The organism is Sphingomonas sp. VDB2, from assembly GCF_047946695.1.
Classification (GTDB): domain Bacteria; phylum Pseudomonadota; class Alphaproteobacteria; order Sphingomonadales; family Sphingomonadaceae; genus Sphingobium; species Sphingobium bisphenolicum.
The window spans coordinates 1,936,695-1,957,327 of the sequence record NZ_CP159615.1 but is presented as its reverse complement, the minus strand read 5'-3'; the positions used below and the strand labels follow the sequence as shown (position 1 = coordinate 1,957,327).

The 20,633-nt window shown below is 65.5% G+C and carries 21 protein-coding genes; 15 read left to right on the top strand and 6 right to left on the bottom strand.

Features of this window, described 5'->3' with window-relative positions; genetic code table 11:
- Positions 1-58: 58 nt before the first annotated feature.
- The 6 genes from serA (at position 59) to ABT375_RS09655 (ending at position 5,475) form a co-directional block, all read left to right on the top strand.
- Entirely contained in the window at positions 59-1,639 is a 1,581-nt protein-coding gene (gene serA / locus ABT375_RS09680; protein ID WP_224550465.1) for a phosphoglycerate dehydrogenase, read from the top strand.
- A gap of 52 nt (positions 1,640-1,691) precedes the next feature.
- On the top strand, positions 1,692-2,045 hold the full coding sequence (locus tag ABT375_RS09675) for an endonuclease domain-containing protein (protein ID WP_416462287.1): 354 nt from the start codon (positions 1,692-1,694) through the stop codon (positions 2,043-2,045).
- A 10-nt stretch (positions 2,046-2,055) separates the two neighbouring features.
- Complete coding sequence (locus ABT375_RS09670) at positions 2,056-3,180, top strand: ATP phosphoribosyltransferase regulatory subunit (protein WP_416464874.1); 1,125 nt, start codon at positions 2,056-2,058, stop codon at positions 3,178-3,180.
- A 134-nt stretch (positions 3,181-3,314) separates the two neighbouring features.
- Complete coding sequence (locus tag ABT375_RS09665) at positions 3,315-4,604, top strand: adenylosuccinate synthase (protein WP_224550467.1); 1,290 nt, start codon at positions 3,315-3,317, stop codon at positions 4,602-4,604.
- Positions 4,605-4,609: 5 nt separating this feature from the next.
- Positions 4,610-4,792: a hypothetical protein gene (locus ABT375_RS09660; protein ID WP_088185239.1), complete on the top strand. Its 183-nt coding sequence runs from the start codon at positions 4,610-4,612 to the stop codon at positions 4,790-4,792.
- A 113-nt stretch (positions 4,793-4,905) separates the two neighbouring features.
- The gene (locus ABT375_RS09655) at positions 4,906-5,475 is read left to right on the top strand and encodes an NADPH-dependent FMN reductase (protein ID WP_416462286.1); all 570 of its coding nucleotides are present in this window, start codon (positions 4,906-4,908) and stop codon (positions 5,473-5,475) included.
- On the opposite strand, the gene ABT375_RS09650 is transcribed toward ABT375_RS09655, so the two are convergent.
- Both ABT375_RS09650 and ABT375_RS09645 read right to left on the bottom strand, forming a co-directional pair.
- Complete coding sequence (locus ABT375_RS09650) at positions 5,459-6,058, bottom strand: Pr6Pr family membrane protein (RefSeq protein WP_416462285.1); 600 nt, start codon at positions 6,056-6,058, stop codon at positions 5,459-5,461. The two genes, ABT375_RS09655 and ABT375_RS09650, sit on opposite strands and share 17 nt — an antisense overlap.
- On the bottom strand, positions 6,055-7,308 hold the full coding sequence (locus tag ABT375_RS09645) for a dicarboxylate/amino acid:cation symporter (RefSeq protein WP_416464873.1): 1,254 nt from the start codon (positions 7,306-7,308) through the stop codon (positions 6,055-6,057). Before ABT375_RS09645 ends, ABT375_RS09650 begins: the two co-directional genes overlap by 4 nt.
- A 201-nt stretch (positions 7,309-7,509) precedes the next feature.
- On the opposite strand from ABT375_RS09645, the gene ABT375_RS09640 reads away from it, so the two are divergent.
- On the top strand, positions 7,510-8,394 hold the full coding sequence (locus tag ABT375_RS09640) for a bestrophin family protein (RefSeq protein WP_416462284.1): 885 nt from the start codon (positions 7,510-7,512) through the stop codon (positions 8,392-8,394).
- A 45-nt stretch (positions 8,395-8,439) separates the two neighbouring features.
- On the opposite strand, the gene ABT375_RS09635 is transcribed toward ABT375_RS09640, so the two are convergent.
- From ABT375_RS09635 to ABT375_RS09625, 3 genes are all read right to left on the bottom strand, one after another.
- A complete protein-coding gene (locus ABT375_RS09635) occupies positions 8,440-9,771 on the bottom strand; it encodes a dicarboxylate/amino acid:cation symporter (RefSeq protein WP_261936211.1) in 1,332 nt (443 codons plus the stop codon).
- A 157-nt stretch (positions 9,772-9,928) separates the two neighbouring features.
- Positions 9,929-10,516 carry a pyridoxamine 5'-phosphate oxidase gene (gene pdxH, locus ABT375_RS09630; protein ID WP_416462283.1) on the bottom strand — a complete coding sequence of 196 codons (588 nt, stop codon included), beginning with the start codon at positions 10,514-10,516 and terminating at the stop codon, positions 9,929-9,931.
- 104 nt (positions 10,517-10,620) lie between these two features.
- Complete coding sequence (locus tag ABT375_RS09625; RefSeq protein ID WP_224550473.1) at positions 10,621-11,964, bottom strand: hypothetical protein; 1,344 nt, start codon at positions 11,962-11,964, stop codon at positions 10,621-10,623.
- Positions 11,965-12,150: 186 nt separating this feature from the next.
- Here ABT375_RS09625 and ABT375_RS09620 point away from each other — a divergent pair, with 186 nt between their 5' ends.
- From ABT375_RS09620 to ABT375_RS09585, 8 genes are all read left to right on the top strand, one after another.
- On the top strand, positions 12,151-13,077 hold the full coding sequence (locus tag ABT375_RS09620; protein ID WP_224550518.1) for a DnaJ C-terminal domain-containing protein: 927 nt from the start codon (positions 12,151-12,153) through the stop codon (positions 13,075-13,077).
- Positions 13,078-13,092: 15 nt separating this feature from the next.
- The gene (locus ABT375_RS09615; protein WP_224550474.1) at positions 13,093-14,058 is read left to right on the top strand and encodes a YihY/virulence factor BrkB family protein; all 966 of its coding nucleotides are present in this window, start codon (positions 13,093-13,095) and stop codon (positions 14,056-14,058) included.
- A complete protein-coding gene (fabI, locus tag ABT375_RS09610) occupies positions 14,055-14,861 on the top strand; it encodes an enoyl-ACP reductase FabI (protein ID WP_224550475.1) in 807 nt (268 codons plus the stop codon). Before ABT375_RS09615 ends, fabI begins: the two co-directional genes overlap by 4 nt.
- A 4-nt stretch (positions 14,862-14,865) precedes the next feature.
- Positions 14,866-15,105: a DUF4160 domain-containing protein gene (locus tag ABT375_RS09605; protein WP_416462282.1), complete on the top strand. Its 240-nt coding sequence runs from the start codon at positions 14,866-14,868 to the stop codon at positions 15,103-15,105.
- Positions 15,098-15,451 (top strand): DUF2442 domain-containing protein, encoded by a 354-nt coding sequence (locus ABT375_RS09600; protein WP_416462281.1) that lies wholly within the window; start codon positions 15,098-15,100, stop codon positions 15,449-15,451. Before ABT375_RS09605 ends, ABT375_RS09600 begins: the two co-directional genes overlap by 8 nt.
- Complete coding sequence (gene aroC / locus ABT375_RS09595) at positions 15,448-16,557, top strand: chorismate synthase (RefSeq protein ID WP_416462280.1); 1,110 nt, start codon at positions 15,448-15,450, stop codon at positions 16,555-16,557. The genes ABT375_RS09600 and aroC overlap by 4 nt, the downstream gene beginning before the upstream one ends.
- 295 nt (positions 16,558-16,852) lie before the next feature.
- Positions 16,853-18,634, top strand: a complete 1,782-nt coding sequence (locus tag ABT375_RS09590) for an SLC13 family permease (RefSeq protein ID WP_224550478.1) — start codon at positions 16,853-16,855, stop codon at positions 18,632-18,634.
- Between the two features lie 62 nt (positions 18,635-18,696).
- Positions 18,697-19,482, top strand: coding sequence for a PhzF family phenazine biosynthesis protein (locus ABT375_RS09585; protein WP_416462279.1), 786 nt, complete (start codon positions 18,697-18,699; stop codon positions 19,480-19,482).
- Positions 19,483-19,495: 13 nt separating this feature from the next.
- Here the strand turns inward: ABT375_RS09585 and ABT375_RS09580 are convergent, their stop codons facing one another.
- Complete coding sequence (locus ABT375_RS09580; RefSeq protein WP_416462278.1) at positions 19,496-20,620, bottom strand: serine hydrolase domain-containing protein; 1,125 nt, start codon at positions 20,618-20,620, stop codon at positions 19,496-19,498.
- Positions 20,621-20,633: the final 13 nt, after the last annotated feature.

Genomic DNA, 20,633 nt, shown 5'->3' with positions numbered 1-20,633 from the left:
CGGGAGATGGATCCCCGCCTTCGCGGGGATGACTGATATATTTCCAAAGGAAACACACATGCCCAAAGTCCTTATTTCCGACAAGATGGACCCCCGCGCAGCCGCGATCTTCCGTGAGCGCGGCGTGGAAGTCGACGAGATCACCGGCAAGACGCCGGAAGAGCTGATCGCGATCATCGGCGACTATGACGGACTCGCCATCCGCAGCTCGACCAAGGTGACGAAGGCGATCCTCGACGCCGCCACCAACCTCAAGGTCATCGGCCGTGCCGGCATCGGCGTCGACAATGTCGACATCCCCTATGCCTCGGCCAAGGGCGTGATCGTCATGAACACGCCGTTCGGCAACTCCATCACCACCGCCGAACATGCCATCGCGCTGATGTTCGCACTGGCCCGCCAGTTGCCAGAGGCCAATGCCCAGACGCAGCAGGGCCTGTGGCCCAAGAACGGCTTCATGGGCGTGGAAGTCACCGGCAAGACGCTGGGCCTGATCGGCGCGGGCAATATCGGGTCGATCGTCGCCAGCCGCGCGCTGGGCCTCAAGATGAAGGTCGTCGCCTTCGATCCGTTCCTGACGCCCGAACGCGCCATCGAAATGGGCGTGGAAAAGGCCGATCTCGACACGCTGCTGGCCAAGGCCGACTTCATCACGCTGCACACGCCGCTGACCGACCAGACCCGCAACATCCTGAGCAAGGACAATCTCGCCAAGACCAAGAAGGGCGTGCGCATCATCAACTGCGCGCGCGGCGGGCTGATCGACGAAGCCGCGCTCAAGGAGGCGATGGATTCGGGCCATGTCGCGGGCGCCGCGCTCGACGTGTTCGTGCAGGAACCGGCGAAGGAATCGCCTTTGTTCGGCACGCCCAACTTCATCTGCACCCCGCATCTGGGCGCGTCGACCGACGAAGCGCAGGTCAATGTCGCGCTCCAGGTCGCCGATCAGCTCTCCGACTATCTGCTCGACGGCGGCATCACCAATGCCCTCAACGTGCCGTCGCTGTCGGCCGAGGAAGCGCCCAAGCTCAAGCCCTATATGGCGATCGCCGAAAAGCTGGGCAGCCTCGTGGGCCAGTTGGAAGGCGACCAGATCACCGGCGTCGCAGTGGAGGTGGAAGGCCATGCGGCCGAACTGAACCAGAAGCCGATCACCGCCGCCGTGCTGGCAGGCCTGATGCGCGTCTATTCGGACACGGTGAACATGGTCAACGCGCCCTTCCTGGCGAAGGAGCGCGGCCTGGACGTCCGTGAGGTCCGCCACGACCGCGAAGGCGATTACCAGACGCTGGTGCGCGTCACCGTGACCACCGAAAATGGCGAGCGCTCGGTCGCGGGCACGCTGTTCGGCCACGCCCAGCCGCGCCTGGTCGAACTGTTCGGCATCAAGGTGGAGGCCGATCTCGACGGCACCATGCTCTACATCGTCAATCAGGACGCGCCGGGCTTCATCGGTCGACTGGGCAGCAAGCTGGGCGAATCGGACGTCAATATCGGCACTTTCCACCTTGGCCGTCGCAACCAGGGCGGCGAAGCCGTGCTGCTGCTGTCGGTCGACGGCACCGTCACCGAACCGCTGCGCTGGGAAATCTGCAACCTGACCGGCGTGAAGCAGGTGAAGCTGCTGCGCTTCGCGTAAATTCTAAAAGCCCTCCCCCTCGGGGGGAGGGTTTGGGAGAGGGGGAGCGACGGTGCGAGCTGATCCAACGCTCAAGGAACGCGCACGATGGATGCGCGCCAACCGCTTCGAAAACCAGCAATTCACGCGCCAGACCATCATCGCGCCCTACATCGTCGATTTCGCGTCCAAAGCCGCGCGCCTCATCATAGAAATAGATGGGGATACACATTCTGCCCAAGATCGCTATGACGCGCGGCGAACAGAGTTTCTGGAATCGCTGGGGTATCGCGTGATCCGTTTTGCCAATCCCGATGTGATGGGGAATATCGAGGGCGTGCTGTGGATGATTGCGCGGGCGTTGCGCGAAACCCCCTCTCCCCAACCCTCTCCCCAACCCTCTCCCCAAGGGGGGAGGGAGCCATAAGGTGCCTGCCATGATCCCGCCCGGCCTCCTCCCTGAAGGATTATCCGATCGCCTGCCGCCGCAGGCCGAAGCCTCCGCGCGGCTGGCGCGCCGCGTGCTCGATACGGTCGCGACCCATGGCTATGAGCGCGTCATGCCGCCGCTCGCCGAGTTCGAGGACACGCTGACCCAGCGTCTCAAGTCCATGCGCGCGCAGGATCTGGTCCGCGCCGTCGATCCGGTGTCGCAGCGTAGCCTGGCGTTCCGCCCGGACATGACCGCGCAGGTCGGCCGCATCGCCGCCACCCGGCTGCGCGCCGCGCCGCGCCCGTTGCGCCTCTCCTATGCCGGGCCGGTGATCCGCCAGAAGGCCAGCCAGCTCCGCCCTGAGCGCGAAAAGATGCAGCTTGGCGCCGAACTGATCGGCAGCGACAGCGCCGCCGCCGCGGTGGAGATCGTCAATATCGCGATCGAGGCGCTGACCGCCGCGGGCGTCACCGGCATCACCATCGACTTCACCTTGCCCGACCTGATCGATGCATTGGCCGCCGGCCCGCTGCCGCTCGATCCGCAGGAGATCGAGGCGGTTCGCGCCGAACTGGATGCCAAGGACGCCGGCGCGTTGGCTGCGATCAGCCCCGCGGCCGCCGCCTATCTGCCGCTCATCGAAGCGACCGGGCCTTTCCATGCCGCTATGGAGCGACTGGAGGCGTTCAGCGCACAATTGGGCGGCGCGATCGACAGCCGCATCGCCGGCCTGCGCGCGATCGCCAAGCCGATCGGCTGGGACATCACGCTGACGCTCGACCCCACCGAACGGCATGGTTTCGAATTTCAGAACTGGTTCGGCTTCTCGATCTTCGCCGAAGGATTCATCGGCGAGATCGGTCGCGGCGGCAGCTACGCCATCGCCCGCGCCGACGGGGCGGACGAACCGGCCATGGGCTTCTCCCTCTATCCCGACCCGCTGATCGACGCGGGCTTCGGCGGCGAAAGCCCTAAGCGGCTGTTCCTGCCGCTCGGCCATGACGCCACGCGCGCGACAGACCTGCGCGCGCAAGGCTGGCATACCGTCGCCGCCTTGTCCGGGGACGAGGATGGCGCGGCGCAACGCTGCTCGCACTGGCTGGACGGAACAGGCCCGCGCGCCTACTGACTTGACTTCGCCGGGGCAGCGCGGCTAACGCGCGCCCCGAACAGGGCGTGACATGCGCCCGCTTGATCCCACCGGCATGCCGAGTCCCGTCGAAGGGCATGGCCGGTCCGCGCGGCGGGCGGAGGACTGTATCTGTGGCAAATGTAACCGTGATCGGCGCTCAGTGGGGCGACGAAGGCAAGGGCAAGATCGTCGACTGGCTGTCGGAGCGCGCCGATGTCGTCGCCCGTTTCCAGGGCGGCCATAATGCCGGTCACACGCTGGTCGTGGGCGAGAAGGTCTACAAGCTCTCGCTGCTGCCGTCGGGCATCGTGCGCGGCACGCTGTCGGTCATCGGCAACGGCGTGGTGCTGGATCCCTGGCACTTCCGCGACGAGGTCGCCAAGCTCAAGGGGCAGGGCGTCACCATCACGCCCGACAATCTCCAGATCGCGGAAACCTGCCCGCTGATCCTGCCCTTCCACCGCGACCTCGATGGCCTGCGCGAAGACGCGTCGGGCGCGGGCAAGATCGGCACCACCCGCCGCGGCATCGGCCCGGCCTATGAGGACAAGGTCGGCCGCCGCGCCATCCGCGTCTGCGACCTCGCCCATCTCGACGATCTGGACCTTCAGATCGATCGCCTGACCGCCCATCACGACGCGCTGCGCGCCGGCTTCAACGAAGCGCCGATCGACCGCGCCCAGTTGATGGCCGATCTCACCGAAATCGCCGATTTCATCCTGCCCTTCGTCAAGCCGGTCTGGCTGACGCTGAACAAGGCCAAGGCGGCGGGCAAGCGCATCCTGTTCGAAGGCGCGCAGGGCACCTTGCTCGACATCGACCATGGCACCTATCCGTTCGTCACCTCGTCCAACACGGTGGCGGGCACGGCGGCGAGCGGCACCGGCCTTGGCCCCAATGCGGCCGGCTTCGTGCTGGGCATCGTCAAGGCTTACACCACCCGCGTCGGCTCCGGCCCGTTCCCCACCGAACTGGAGGACGCCACCGGCCAGCGGCTCGGCGAGCGGGGCCATGAATTTGGCACCGTCACCGGCCGCAAGCGCCGCTGCGGCTGGTTCGACGCGGTGCTGGTGCGCCAGTCGGTCGCCGTGTCGGGCGTTACCGGCATCGCGCTCACCAAGCTGGACGTGCTGGACGGTTTCGATGAACTGAAGATCTGCGTCGGCTATCAGATCGGCGACCAGAGGTTCGATTACCTCCCCGCCCATGCGCAGGACCAAGCGAAGGCGCAGCCGATCTACGAGACGATCGAGGGCTGGCACGACACGACGGCCGGCGCGCGCAGCTGGGCGGACCTTCCGGCACAGGCAATCAAATATATCCGCCGGATCGAAGAACTGATCGGTTGCCCGGTCACGCTCGTCTCCACCAGCCCCGAACGCGACGACACGATCCTCGTCCGCGATCCCTTCGCGGATTAAGGGACATGGCCGAGCAACGCTTCGAACGCCACAAGCAGGCCTGGACCCAGGATGAGATTCAGAAGCTGCACACGCTTGCGAAGAAGGGCATGGGCCTTAAAGCCATCGCCAAGGCGCTGACCCGCACCGAGGAATCGGTGAAGGCCCGCGCCAAGGAAGACAGCCTGAACATCGCCAAGCTGCGGTGAAAACCATCCGTTCGTTTCGAGCGAAGTCGAGAAACGAATAGCATGAGCTTCGCGTCTGGACGCTCTCGAACAGCCATGCGAAGACCGCCCCGCACCAACAGGGAAGGCTTCGCATGGCGCTCGACATTCTCGTTCTCTACGGCTCCTATCGACGCGGCAGGTTGGGCATCCGCCTGGCCGACTATATCGTCCGGGAAATCGAAGCGCTGGGCCACAAAGCCGAACTGATCGACGCAAAAGCGGTCGATCTCCCCATGCTCGACCTGCGCTACAGCGACTATCCCGCCGGTGAAGCGCCAGTGGCCATGGCGCAACTGGCCGATCGCCTGACCGCGGCCGACGCCTTCATCGTCGTCGCGGGCGAATATAATCGCGGGATGCAGCCGGGTCTCAAAAATCTGGTCGATCATTATCTCAAGGAATTCGACCGCCGCCCGGCCGCCATCGCCAGCTATTCGATGGGCCGCTTCGCCGGCGTCAACAGCCATGCCGACTGGACGGTGACGCTGTCGGCCATGGGTATGGCGGTGGTGCCCGAACGCCTGAGCGTCGGCCAGATCGGCCAGACGCTGGATGAAAACGCGCATCCGCAGGGCGAAGGCGGCGCGGCGCTGGAGCGCGGCTTTGCAGGGTTCGCCAACACCCTCATCTGGTGGGCGGAAGCGGCTAAGGCCGCGCGCTAAACCGCCGGTCGATCCACACCAGCGCATAACCTGCCGCGACAAAGCTAATCGCGATCAACAGCGCGTTGAGCGCGACCTGGCCCATGCCCAGCTTCGTCACATTGATGAAGGGATAGGCATAGCTGCCTTCCATCATCCCGCGCAGCAGGGCGTAGGGCAGGTATAGCGCGGGAAAGATCGCCCAGACCCACGGATCGCGCCGGCCCAACTGCCCCTTGGGCGCGAAGCCGATCCACCAGAGCGGCACCAGCACCGGCGTCACCTTATGCAGCAGCGTATCCGCCAGCAACGCCCCGCCGCTCAGCGACAACAGCCCGCGCAGCAGCAGGCCATAGACGATGCCGACCAGCAGGATCGCCAGCAGCATCCCGCCCACCAGCCGGGGCGATACGGCGCGGCCCAGTGCAATCGCGCCCAGCGTCAGGACGACGAGGATATTGGCCCAGATGGTGAAGAAGCGCATCAGGGTCCACAGCGTCGCGCCGATCGATCCGGTCTGCGCCAGCGTGGCGTCGAACTGCACCGCCAGCCCGGCCAGGCTGACCAGCATGACGATTGCTGCGCCGATACGATAGCCGGTCATGTGGCGATCCTCCCCCGTTCATCCTCTTCGCCTGCCGCAATCACGGTCGCGGCCACCAGGTCGCCGGTCACATTAAGCGCGGTGCGACACATGTCGAGGAAACGATCGACTCCCAGCACCAGCCCGATCCCTTCGGGCGGGACGCCGACCATGCCCAGGATCATCGCCACCACCGGCAGCGATCCGGCGGGTACGCCTGCAGTGCCGACCCCACCCAATATGCACACCAGCATCACCATCAACTGCTGCGTCAGGCTGAGGTCGACGCCGAAAAACTGGGCGAGGAACAACACGGTGATGCCTTCGAACATCGCCGTGCCATTCTGGTTGGCGGTGGCGCCGATGGTGAGGACGAAGCGCGAAATGCGGCGCGGCAGGCGCAGATTGTCCTCCGCCACCCGGATCGCGGTGGGCAGGGTCGCGTTGGACGATGCGGTGGCGAAGGCCATGACGCTTGCCTCCTGCACCGCCGCGAAGAAACGCAGCGGCGACCGCTTTGCCAGAAAGGCGATCAGCAGCGGATAGATGACGAACATCTGAACCGCCAATGCCAGCAGCACGACCCCGACATAGGCCGACAGGCGGATCAGCAGATCCCAGCCGAACTGCGCGGCCAGGTTGAACATGAAGCAGGCGATGGCGATCGGGGCGAGGCGGATGACGATGCCGATCAGCCGCATCGTCACCTCGAACAGCCCCTCCATCGCGGTCAGCAATATCTTCGACTGTTCGGTCTGCACGAGCACGAGGCCAATGCCGAAGAAGAGGGCGAAGACCATCACCGCCAATATGTCGTTATCGGCCATCGCGCCGATGATATTGTCGGGAATGATCGCGATCAGCGCCTGCATGCCGCTCGGCGTGTCGCCGCTGCGGGCCAGGATCGCCTTGGCGCCCGAACCCGCATCGGCCAGCATCGCCTGCGCCTGCGCCGGGTCGACCCCGCCGCCCGGCCGCAGCAGGTTGACGAGCAGCAGGCTGATGACGACGGCGATGCCCGATACGACCAGTGTGTAGAGGAGGGTGCGGACCCCGATCCGCCGCAACGATCGCATCTCCCCCATTTCGGCGATGCCTACGATCAGCGCCGACACGAGCAGCGGGATGACGAGCATGAACAGCAGCCGCAGGAAGACCTGCCCGATCGGCCCGGTGACATAGGTGGTGACGATATCGACCCAGCGCGCCTCAGGGGCCGTCATATAGACGGCCAGGCCCAGGATCAGGCCGGTCAGGAAGCCGGCCAGCATCTGCCACTGGAGCGAGAGCGCCGCCTTCTTGCCGCTGCTGTCGGACGCGTCGCTGGTCACAGGCTTCTCCGCTGGATCCCCAATTCAACGAGTCGCGAGGGCGCGAGTTGCGTCGGCCCCGATATTTCGTTTCGCTATGGCATCAAGGGAGCATTTCCGCGACGCTGGCGTTACCGCAGTCGATTGTTTCCGGAGACCTGCATGATCGTCGATCCCGTTCCCAGCCTGCGCCGGCTGGCCGCCGAAGTCTGGAAGCCGCTGACCCTGTTGTTCGTCTGGGACTGCGCGGTCACGATCACTTATTATGTGTTGCCCTTCAAGGCGCCCTCGCTGCCGCTGACAATCTTCGGGTCGGCGCTCGCGCTGTTCCTGGGCTTCCGATCCAACAGCGCCTATCAGCGCTGGTGGGAAGGGCGGATATTATGGGGCGCGATGATCAATGCGTCGCGCAGCCTGGCCCGTGCGGCTCGCAACTTCCTGCCCGATCCGCAGGCCCGCGACCTGAAGCGCGAGATCGTGATGCGCCAGATCGCTTATGTGAACGCGCTGCGTTGCCAGTTGCGCCGCCAGCCGATCGGCGAGGATGTGACCAGTTTCCTGCGCGAAGAGGACAGGGGCAAGGCGCTGGCCCGCGCCAATCCCGCCAACGGCTTGCTCGACAGCACCGGCCGGCGCATCGACATCGCCCGACGCGAAGGCTGGATCGATACCATCCAGCAGGCGCAGATGGAGGCGGTGCTGGTCGATATCGCCAATGCGCAAGGCGGGATGGAGCGGATCAAGAACACGCCGTTGCCGATGCAATATCGGTTCTTGCCGACGCTGTTCGCCCATATCTTCTGCATATTGCTGCCGATCGGTCTGGTCGAATCGCTGGGTTTCGCGACCCCGCTGGGATCGACGGTGGCGGGCCTGATGTTCCTGGCGGTGTTGCGGATCGGCGACGATCTGGTCGATCCCTTCGACAACAGTGTGCATGACGTCCCGCTGTCGGCGATGTGCCGGACGATCGAGATCGACCTGCTCCAGTCGATCGGCGACCTCGCGCCCGAACCGGCGCAGCCGGTGCGCGGCGTGTTGTGGTGAAGGAGGCTCGTTTTCCCGCCTGCGCGGGAACACGTCAGCCTCTGCTTACCCCTTCTGCCCGTCGTCCACCATGTCCGGCGCCAGTTCCAGCCCCGCGCGACCATGGGCCGCGCCATGCGCCGGCGCCTTGGGATGTTCTACGTCGATCGGTTCCTCGACCTCCAGCATCCCTTCCCATTTGGTGATGACGGATGTCGCGATGGCGTTGCCCAGCACGTTGGTCGCGGTGCGGCCCATGTCCATGAAGTGATCGACCGCCAGGATGAAGGCGATGCCCTCCACCGGCAGGTCGAACTGGCCCAGCGTCGCGGCGACCACCACGAGGCTCGCGCGCGGCACCGCGGCGATGCCCTTGCTGGTGACCATCAGCACCAGCAATATGGTAATCTGCGTCGCGATCGGCAGGTCGATGCCATAGGCCTGGGCGATGAAGATGGTCGCAAAGGTCGAATACATCATCGACCCGTCGAGGTTGAAGCTATAGCCCAGCGGCAGCACGAAGCTGTAGATGCGGCGCGGAATGCCGAAGCGGTCGAGCTGCTCCAGCATCTTGGGGTAAGCGGCTTCGGACGACGCGGTGGAGAAAGCGATCAGGATTGGTTCGCGGACATAGCGGATCAGTTTGAACATCCGCTTGCCCAGGAAAATCGATCCCGCACCGAACAGCAGCAGCCACAGGCAGAAGAGCGCGATGTAGAATTCGCCGACCAGCGCGCCGTAGGTTTTAAGGACGCCCAGCCCCTGCACGGTCACCGACGACGCCAGCGCGCCGAACACCGCGAACGGCGCGACGCGCATGACATAGCCCGTCACCTGCAGCATCAGTTCGACCATCGATTCGATGACGGTGATGATCGGCTTGCCCTTGTCGCCGATGGCGGTCAGCGCAACGCCCACGAACAGCGAGAAGACGACGATCTGGAGGATCTGGTTGTCCGCCATCGCCCCGATCATGGAGGTCGGGAAGACATGGAGGATGAAGTCGCGGAAGTTGAGCGCTTCGGTGCTGACGCCCGCATCCGCACCGGAACGGACCAGGTTGAGGCCCTCGCCCGGCGCGAAGAAATTGACGAAGATCAGGCCCAGCGTCAGCGAAATCAGGCTGGCGATGATGAACCAGGCGAGCGCGCGCCCGCCGATCCGTCCCAGCGCCGCGCTGTCGCCCATATGGGCGATGCCCGCGACCAGCGTGGAAAAGACCAGAGGCGCGATGATCATCTTGATCAGGTGCAGGAAGATGTCGGCCAGCAGGTGGAAATAGCCCGCCACATCCTTCGCCAGCGTCTCGTCGCCGCCGACCCAAAGATTGGCCACGAAGCCGGTCAACACCCCCAGGACCATGCCGATGAGGATGAAGGCTGTCAGTCTGTTTCGCATCAAATCCCTTTAGGCTGCCCGTGCGCAGCCCCCGCCTATTGTACGTCTGTCAGGCCGACACCTAACAGGCGCATGGGCCACCCGCAATCGCGGCGCGTCCACGCGCATCAGGGAAGACGAAGCAGCGCCGCCTTTCCACGCCCCTGGATGTGTGTGCTCAGGGGTAAAGCAGCCCTTCGCGCCAATCCCCTTGCGCGCCGACGCCGGCCCGTTCGAACAGGCGGCGCTCGTGCAGCCGATGTTCGCGATCCTGCCAGAACTCGATCCGTTCGGGGGTGAGGCGGAAGCCCGACCAGTGCGGCGGGCGTGGCACCGGACCGTCTGCGAAGCGGGCGCTGACCGCATCGAAACGGTCCATGAAGGTCTGCCGGTCGGGCAGGGGGCGGGACTGGTCGGACGCCCAGGCGCCGAGCTGGCTGTCGCGGCTGCGGGTCGCGAAATAGGCGTCGGCGGTCGGGTCGTCGACCGGGCCTACCGCGCCCTCGACGCGAATCTGGCGGCGCAGCGATTTCCAGTGAAAGAGCAAGGCGGCATGCGGGTTTTTCAGCAACTCGCCCGCCTTGCGCCCCTCGAAATTGGTGTAGAAGACGAAGCCGTCCGGCCCATGGCCCTTGAGCAGGACCATGCGGACGGCCGGTCGCCCGCGCGCATCGGCGGTGGCCAGCGCCATGGCGTTGCTATCGTTGATTTCGGTATCGCGCGCTTGGGCGTACCACTCGTCGAACAGGGCGAAGGGATCGGTCATGCCCGATCCTTAAGCGGCGGCCCCGGCCCTGTCGATACGCCGCTGTCGATAAGGGGAAGCAGGATCCGGGGTGGCGCATGGCCGCCCCGGATCGCGTGGGTGGATCAGAAGCGGAAGCCCAGGCCCGCCGACCAGCTGGTATAGCTGCCCGCCTTGATCAGGTTCATGTTCAGGCGGACGAGGTCGCGGGCGTTGCGCGCGCTTTCCTCGCGACCGCGCAGGCCCAGCGACAGCGTCACTTCATGGAATGTGTTGTAATAGAGCTTGTCGCCCGCATAATTGGTCATGGCATAGCTGACCCGCGCCGACGTGTTGCGTCCCAGGCCGCGAAATTTGAGCGGCAGGTCATAGGCGATGCCGTTGCGGAACGCCCAGTTCTTCAAGCCCGGATTGACGTTATAGCCGGTGATGCCGGTGCTCAGCGTGGTGGTATAGCCCACCATGTTGCCGATCACGAGCCGGCCGCGACCCAGGCCGTCGAACACGTAACGGCTGGCGATGGTGGTGGACAGCATGTTGCCGACCGATCCGAGCTGGTCCGACGCCGTGATGCCATAACCGACGCGCGGCTCCAGCGACCAGCGGCGGGCGATGACCGGAAATTCGACGCCGACGCCGAACTGGGCGGTGGCGGCCCGCGCGCCGTTCACTTCGGAATAGCTGACCGGCAGGTCGAATTTCAGCAGCGCGCGGCCGCCTTCGGTCAGGCGGAAGCTGCGGGCGACGCGCCCGTCGATCCGCATGAAGTCGTAACGGCCGCCGTTCGAAGACCCCCCATTATAGCTGGCGCCCATGATCCACGGATCGCCCGCCGTGTTGGTGCCGCCGCTGGCCGCATCCTGTTCGATCGCCGAATCGCCCGACGTCAGGTCGAGGCTCGACCGAATGAGGCCGCTCTGCACCGATCCCGGATTGCCCGCGAGCGGATCGACCGGCGAATAGCGCGCCAGCGACTTGAGCAGCAGGCGGACCAGCCGTTCGGCCTCTGCATTATCGATATCGTTGAGATAGCTGTCGAACAGGTCGTAGGAGGCCTGTCGCGACGTGCCGTTGAAGCGATTCTGATAGACTTCGCCTGCGGCGTCGAGCGCCGGGATCGAGATGCGGAACACCGAACTGTTCACGTCATAATAGCCATAGATGGGCAGCCCGCGGAAATCGATCAGGCCGCTGACCGGCAGCAGGTCGTTATAGCGCGCGCCATAGCGTTCGCGCAGTCGCTGCGGATTCATGAAATCCTGCCCGTCATTGGCGATGTCCAGGCCATAGCTGTCGGTGATCGTCACCCCGCCGCCCACGCCCAGCGTCACGCCGATACGGAACAGGCTCTGGATGCCGTCCAGCTGTTGCGGCGAAGGCGGTGGCGGCCCGACCTGCGCCTGTGCGACGGGCGCCATCGCCCATAGCGCGGCCATCGCGCCAACCGCGCTCCATCCGAATTTATGCATGTTTTACAACCCCCAAAAGATAGGTCCGCCACCCCGGGGCGGACTGCCTGCCGCTAGCAGCGCGATTTTTCGCGCACATACCCCGGCAGGGGTATCCGACGGCATCAAAGCCACGCACGGCTTGAATGTCGGCGCGGCATCGTCCACATAGTCGGCAAGTGATGCTTTTGTGCAACAGGTAGAATGATGGCCGATCCCTATTCCCTTCTGGGTGTGACGCGCAGCGCGACCGATGCGGAGATCAAATCCGCCTATCGCAAGCTCGCCAAGGAGCTTCACCCCGACAAGAACAAGGATAACCCACAGGCGGCGGACAAATTCTCCGCCGTCACCAACGCCTATGATCTGCTGTCCGACAAGGACAAGCGCGCCCGTTTCGACCGGGGGGAGATTGACGGCGACGGCAATCCGGCCGCGCCCTTCGGCTATGGCGGCGGGGGCGGGGGCGGTTTCCGCGGCCAGCCCGGTGGCGGCTTCGATCAGGGCGGGGCGGACTTCGGCGATATCTTCGAAGGGCTGTTCGGCGGCGCCGGTCGCCGCGCGGGCGGGGGCGGCGGCTTTGGTGGCGGATTCGGCCGGCAGGCGCCCCCGCAAAAGGGCGCGAACGTCGCCTATCGGCTGGCGGTCCAGTTCACCGACGCGGCGACCCTCGCGCCGCAGCGGATCACCTTGCAGGACGGCAAGACCATCGACCTGAAGCTGCCCGCCGGGGTCGAAAGCGGCACCCAGATGCGCCTGTCGGGCAAGGGGCAGGCCGGGCCGGGCGGTGCGGGCGACGCGATCGTCACGATCGAGGTCAAGTCGCACCCCTTCTTCACCCGCGACGGCGACAATGTGCTGCTCGACCTGCCCATCACGCTCGACGAAGCGGTGAAGGGCGGCAAGGTCAAGGTGCCGACCGTCGACGGACCGGTCATGCTGGGCGTGACCGCAGGCGCATCCTCCGGCAAGACGCTGCGCCTGCGCGGCAAGGGCTTTACCGGCAAGGACGGCCAGCGCGGCGACCAGTTGGTGACGATCCAGATCGACGTGCCGTCCGACGACCCGGCGATCAAGGCGCTGGTCGAAAGCTGGCAGGACGAACGGCCGGTGCGCGCCCATCTGGGCGTGTGATGCGTTAACCCGCCCATGCCGATGCCATCGCCCCTGTCGCCCGAATCCCGCCGCCAGGTGGCGCAGGAGGCGCGGGCGCATTTCCATCGGCAGATGGACCGGGTGCGGCCCGGTTCCCAATTGTTCGAGGTGGTGAAGCGGGTCGCGGTCGGCACCTATAGCGACGGCTTCATCCATGCCGGCAATCTGGCCTATCTGTCGCTGATGACGCTCTTTCCCTTCTTCATCGTCGCGGCGGCGGTGGCGAGCATCTTCGGTCGCACGCAGGACGGGGTGCAGGCAGTCAACGCCTTCCTTTACACCGTGCCGCGCGGCGTCGCCGATGTGGTGCGCCAACCGATCAGCGACGTGCTGACCGCGCGCAGCGGCCCGCTGCTGTGGCTGGGCGGCCTGGTCGGGCTGTGGACGGTGGGCAGCCTGATCGAGACGATCCGCGACATCCTGCGCCGCGCTTATGGCACCAAAAGCACCAAGCCCTTCTGGCGCTATCGGCTGGGCGCGATCGGCATCACCCTGGTCAGCGTCTTCGCGCTGATGTTCGCTTTTTCTTTGCAGGTCGCGATCACCGGCCTCGACCAGTTTCTCCATCAGATACTGCCCTGGGCCGACGAGGCGATCGGTCTGGTCGCTTCGGCCAGGCTGGTGCCGATGGCGATAACCTGCCTCGCCTTATGGTCGCTGTTCGCGGCCCTGACCCCCACCGCCTATAAGCCGCGCCGCTTTCCCAAATGGCCCGGTGCGGTCGCGACATCGCTCTGGTGGTACGGCACCGTGCTGCTCTTGCCGCCCACCCTGTCGCTGCTCGGCGGCTATGGCCGGACCTATGGCAGTCTGGCGGGTGTCATGATCACCCTCATTTTTTTCTTTCTCGTCGGGCTTGGCGTGGTAATTGGCGCGGAATTGAATGCGGCGCTGGCGGAATTTCCCGAAGAGGAACTGGACGCGGCGGCGAAGGACCAAGGGAACGGAACGACGATATGAACGGCTTGATGGCAGGAAAGCGCGGGCTCATCATGGGGCTGGCGAACGACAAGTCGCTCGCCTGGGGCATTGCCCAGCAATTGCACGCGCAGGGCGCGGAACTGGCCTTTTCCTATCAGGGCGACGCGCTGGCCAAGCGTGTGCGGCCTTTGGCGGAGCAGGTCGGCTCGGATTTCCTGATCGACTGCGACGTCACCGACATGGACAAGCTGGATGCGGCGTTCGCCGAGCTGGAAGCGCGCTGGGGCACGATCGATTTCGTGGTTCACGCGATCGGCTTTTCCGACAAGAACGAACTGCGCGGCCTCTATGTCGACACCAGCCTGGACAATTTCCTGCTGACCATGAACGTCTCTGCTTACAGTTTTGTGGCAGTCACGAAGCGCGCCCGCGCGCTGATGCCGAACGGCGGCAGCATCCTGACCCTGTCCTATTATGGCGCGGAAAAGGTCATCCCCCATTATAATGTCATGGGCGTGGCGAAGGCGGCGCTGGAAACCAGCGTCAAATATCTGGCGATGGACCTCGGCCCGGAAAATATCCGCGTCAACGCGATTTCGGCTGGCCCGATCAAGACGCTGGCCGCCAGCGGCATCGGCGACTTCCGCTACATCTTGAAGTGGAACGAACTGAATTCGCCCCTGCGCCGCAATGTCACGATCGAGGATGTCGGCGGCGCGGGCCTCTATCTGCTGTCGGATCTGGCGTCGGGCGTGACCGGCGAAATCCACCATGTCGACGCGGGCTACAATGTCATCGGCATGAAGGCCGAAGACGCACCGGATATCGCGCTGGATAAGTGATCGCGTGCCCACGGTCCTGCGTGACGCCAATCTGCGGGTCGTGATCTACACGGACGACCATCCACCGCCGCATGTCCATGTGTTCGGGGACGGCGAAACCAAGATCGCCCTATTCGGACCGGATGGCGCGGCGGACGTGGTGCGGATCGTGGGTGCAAACCGGCGCGAGAGTCGACGCGCGCTGCAAATCGTGCGAGAAAAGCGCGATTATCTGCTCGAAAGGTGGAAGGCCATTCATGGGTGAACTGACCCAGTCCCAGTTTGACGAGGCCGTGCAGCGCGGCGCGCATGATCTTGCGATCAAGCCGCGCGCCCGCGCCGCTCGCTATGACCGGACAAGTGGCCATGTGGTGATCGATCTGGTCAGCGGCGCCACCTTTTCCTTCCCCGCCACCTTGGCGCAGGGCTTGGAACAGGCAAGTGCGGACCAGCTTGAAAAGGTCGAAATCGCAGGCGCAGGCTTTGGCCTGCATTGGGAAGAACTGGACGCCGACCTGACCGTGGAGGGGTTGATGGCTGGCCGCTTCGGTAGCGCGCGCTATATGGCGCAGCGGTTCGGCGCCGATTGGGATAGTGAAGCAGCAGAATGAGTTTCAACAGTTTCGGTCGCGTCTTCCGCTTCACCACCTGGGGCGAGAGCCATGGTCCTGCCATCGGTGTAGTCGTCGACGGCTGCCCTCCAGGCCTCCCTTTAAGCGAAACCGACATCCAGCCCTGGCTCGACCTGCGCAAGCCCGGCACCTCCAAATTCACCACCCAGCGCCGCGAGGCGGACGAGGTGCGCATCCTGTCGGGCGTATTTGAAGCGCCGGACGGAGTCCGGCGCACCACCGGCACGCCCATCAGCCTGATGATCGAAAATACCGACCAGCGGTCGAAGGATTATTCCGACGTCGCCAAGGCGTACCGCCCAGGCCATGCCGACTATGCCTATGACGCCAAATATGGCTTCCGCGACTATCGTGGCGGCGGACGCTCCTCGGCGCGCGAGACGGCCAGCCGGGTCGCAGCGGGCGCGGTCGCACGCGCGGTCATTCCCGAAGTCGATATCTTTGCCTATGTCAGTGAAATCGGCGGCGACGCGATCGACTACGATAATTTCGATGCCGCCCAGATCGGCCAGAATCCCTTCTTCTGCCCGGATGCGGAGGCCGCCGTCCGCTGGGAAGCGCTGGTCGATGGCGCGCGTCTGGATGGATCGTCGCTCGGCGCGGTGGTCGAGTGCGTCGCGTCGGGCGTCCCGGCGGGGTGGGGCGCGCCGCTCTACGCCAAGCTCGACAGCGAACTGGCCAGCGCGATGATGAGCATCAATGCGGTCAAGGGCGTCGAGATCGGCGACGGTTTCGCCGCCGCCCGGCTGCGCGGCGAGCAGAATGCCGATCCCATGCGACCTGCTGTGGAGGGGGGCAATGACGGTCCCATCTTCCTCGCCAACCATGCCGGCGGCATTGCCGGGGGCATTTCGACGGGCCAGCCGGTCAAGGTCCGCATCGCCTTCAAGCCGACCAGCTCGATTCTGATCCCGGTCGAAACCGTGACGCGCGAAGGCGAAGCATCGGACATCGTCACCAGGGGGCGTCACGATCCCTGCGTCGGCATCCGCGGCGTGCCGGTGGTCGAAGCGATGATGGCGCTGGTGCTGGCCGACCAGAAGCTGCTCCACCGCGCGCAATGTGGCGATCGGGACGACGACTGACGCGCCGAACCGCGCCAATCCCGCGCCCAACGTCGAATCGACGCGAGACGACTCGCTTCTATTACGATAGGATGACGGTCATCGCCCGCGGGAGGGCGAGCGGCAGAGCGTAAGCATGGGGAGCGTCATTACGCGTCAACGCGTTTTTCTCGAAAAACGCTGAGATTAAAAATGCGGATTGACGGTCAAAACGTCCCCTTAAAGCCGCGACACGGGCCAGCCATGCAACCATGGCTGGCCCATTTCGTTTCACCCCTGAAAGGACACGCGACCACGCGATCCGCAGGGGGGCCATATGCATTTCATCACCGCGCTGCTGGGCGTCTACCGCGCGGAAATCGGCCTGCTCATCCTGGCCTGCATGTTCGTCGCCTTCGTGCGCGAACGCTATTCGCCGACCGTCATCGCCGTGGTCGGCGCCTGCGCCTACGGCATCTTCGGGATGCTGAATGAAAAGGCGATGTTCTCCGTCTTTTCCAACAGCGCGCCGCTGACGGTCGGGGCGATGTTCGTCCTGTCGGGCGCGCTGGTCCGCACCGGTGTCATCGGCCGCGTCGCCGATCTCATCATGACCCGCGCGGAACGGCATCCGCGCATCGCCCTGGCCGAAGTGGCGCTGGGCGCATTGCTGCTGTCGGCCTTCCTCAACAACACCCCGGTCGTCGTGCTGCTGATCCCGATCATGTTCAAACTGGCGCAGGCGACTGGTTATCCGGTCAAGAAGCTGCTGATCCCGATGAACGTGATCGCGGTGCTGGGTGGCTGCCTGACCTTGGTCGGCACCTCCACCAATCTGGTCGTGGCGGGGATCGCGGCCGAACAGGGGATGGACCGGTTCGGGATTTTCGACATCAGCCTTTATGGCGCGGCTGGCGCGGCGGCGGGCATCGTGGCGCTGCTCTGTCTGTCCTTTCTGCTGCCCAGCGATCCCCCGTCGATCGCGGGCGAGGATGGCGGCGCGGTGCAGGATTATCTGACCGAACTCGTCGTACCGCAGGACAGCGACGATATCGGGCGCGAAATCGGGGCGCTGGGCCTGTTCGGGCGATCGGTGCAATTGCTCGGCCTCAAGCGTGGCGGCGACATCAGGCGGCAGGAACTGGACGCGGAGGAATTGCGTTCCGGCGACCATCTGATCGTGCGGGCGGATGGCGCCGCGATCATGACATTGCGCGAATCGGGCCGATTCGAACTGGGCGTCGCCGCCGATTCGCGCACCAGCGCGCAGGATGGCACCGTGGTCGAGGCGATGATCGCGCCCAGCCACCCGTCGATCGGCGAGCGGTTGATGGACATCCCCTTCCTCCATGCCCTGCGCGTGCGGATCATCGGCATCCATCGCGCACGCCACCTGCCCGGCCCCGATCTCGCCGAAACCCGCGTTCGCGGCGCGGACCGGCTGCTGGTGGCCGGCGGCGACGATGCGATGCGTGCGCTCAGGGACAATCCGCACCTGATCGGCGTCGATATCAGCCGCACCCGCGCCTTTCGCCCGCGCAAGGCTTGGATCGCCATCGCTGCGATGGCGGGCGCGGTGCTGCTGTCCGCCTTCGACGTGGTCGGCATCGGCCTGGCCGCCGTGATCGCCGTGGGCCTGATCCTGGTCACCCGCTGCATCGACCCGGAAGAAGCCTGGGGCGCGATCGACGGCGACACGCTGATCCTCATCTTCGCCATGCTGGCCGTGGGGCTGGCGCTGGAGCAGGCGGGCAGCGTCGCGCTGATGGTCGGCTGGATCACCCCGTTGATGCAGGTCGCGCCGGTCTGGACGCTTGTCTTCATCGTCTATTTCGCGTCGCTGATCCTCTCCGAACTGCTCAGCAACAATGCGGTCGCGGCGCTGCTGACGCCCATCACGATTGCGCTGGCGCATCAACTGGGCGTGGACCCGCGTCCGCTGGTGATCGCGCTGATGATCGGCGCTTCGGCCTGTTTCGCCACGCCGATCGGCTATCAGACCAATGCGCTGGTCTATGCGGCGGGCGACTATCGCTTCGCCGATTTCGTGCGGATCGGCGTGCCGATCAACATCGTCGTCGGGCTGGCGGTGTGCAGCGCACTGGTCCTTCTGGGCTGAACTGGCCCTGTTCGCGCGGCTGCGGTCGCGCCATCACCGCGCAAATGCACAAGGATTACCGTATGACCAGCCTGCACTTCACCCAGGTCGACGCCTTCGCCGACGCGCCCTTCACCGGCAACCCGGCCGCGGTGATGCCGCTCGACGCCTGGCTCGACGACGACACGCTTCAGGCGATCGCGGCAGAGAATAATCTCTCCGAAACCGCCTTCACCGTCCCGACGCCGGATGATCCCGATGCGGATTACGCGCTGCGCTGGTTCACCCCCACGGTGGAAGTGAAGCTGTGCGGCCATGCGACGCTGGCCAGCGGCCATGTGCTGATGGCCGACGCGATGATCCGTTTCCGCACCCGCCATGCCGGCATCCTGACCGTCACGCGCGACGGCGACGGCTATGCATTGTCCTTGCCCGCCTGGGACATGGCGCCCCGGGCGCTGCCGGACCTCGCGGCGGGGCTGGGCGGCGCGCCTGTCGAATCGCATTGGCGCGACGGCGGCTACAGCCTCTTTCTCTTCCCCGATGCGACCGCGATAGGCGCGTTGACCCCCGATTTCGCGGCGCTCAGGCGTCATGGCGACGTCATGCTGATCGCGACCGCGCCGGGGGACGACAGCGACATCGTCAGCCGCGTCTTCGTGCCGGGCGGCGGGGTCGACGAAGACCCCGTCACCGGATCGGCCCATAGCCTGCTCGTCCCCTTCTGGGCGGCGCGGTTGGGGAAAGCGCGCCTCAGCGCCTATCAGGCCTCGGCGCGGGGCGGCCGCCTCGGCTGCACTCTGGCCGGGGACCGCGTTATCCTGGCCGGCCAATGCCGCACGATTATCGAGGGCCGGTTCTTTCTCTAAGCCGAACGGGGGATCACCCCGGAAACAGCGCCATCAACCGGGCCAGCGCCCCGCGCACGGCGGCGCGCTGCTCCTTCTCTGGCGACATGCCGATCCGCACCACCGTCAGCCGCTGCGACGGGGAGATGAGGATATATTGGCCATTATGGCCGACGCAGCCGAACAGGCTGTCGGGCGCGCGCCCCGGCATCAGCGCGCTTTCGCCGCTTTCCCGATTGAGCCACAGATGCGCGCCATAGGCGGGGTTGCGCGGCGAGGGCGTACGCATGAAGTCCACCCATTTTCCCGGCAATATCTGATGCCCGTTGGGCGATCGACCGTCGTTGCGCAGCAATTCGCCGAACCGCCCATAATCGCGCGCAGTCATGTGCAGGAAGCTGCCGCCGATCATCGTGCCCGCCGCATCATATTCGGGGGTCAGGCTGGGCAGCTTGCCCGGCGCCTTCAGCCGCCCGTCGATGAAGGTCGCCATCGCCTGTCGTCGTACCGCAGGGTCGGCGCTGCTGGTCAGCATCCGCGTCATCAGGTCCGACAGAATGACGCTGCTGCCGGTCGAATAGGAAAAGACCGCGCCCGGCGCATGGGCCAGCGGCTTGGATTCGGCATAGGCGCGCATGTCCTGCGCCCCGTCCATGAACAACATGCGCGGCGTGTCGCCCTTGGTGATCGGCTCGCCATCCTCGACATGGTCCAGCCCCGACCGCATCTGGAGCAACTGGCGCAGCGTGATCTTCCCGCGCGGGTCGCCCGGCTGGCTCCAGGCCACGACCGGCACCGGTAAATCGAGCGCTAGCCGCCCGTCTGACACCATCAGCCCCACCAGCACCGCGGTCACGCTCTTCGCGATCGACCAGGATAATAATTTGGTGCCGGGGCTAAAACCGGGGGCATAGCGTTCGGCGATCACCTGGCCGTCGCGCATCACCAGCAGCGCGCGCGTCTCGCCCATCGCCTCATCCTCGAACAAGGGATCGATCGCGGCGCGCAGCGCTCCGGCACCCACCACGGCGTCGCCGGCCACGGCATAGACGGGTGCGGGCGCAGGGGCCGCACGGACGACCAGCGTCCCCGCCACCACGACGCAGGCAGCGCCCAGCGCCAGCCCAAGGCGCTTTACAATTCGGCTATCGATCTGCATAAGCCGGCGCCCT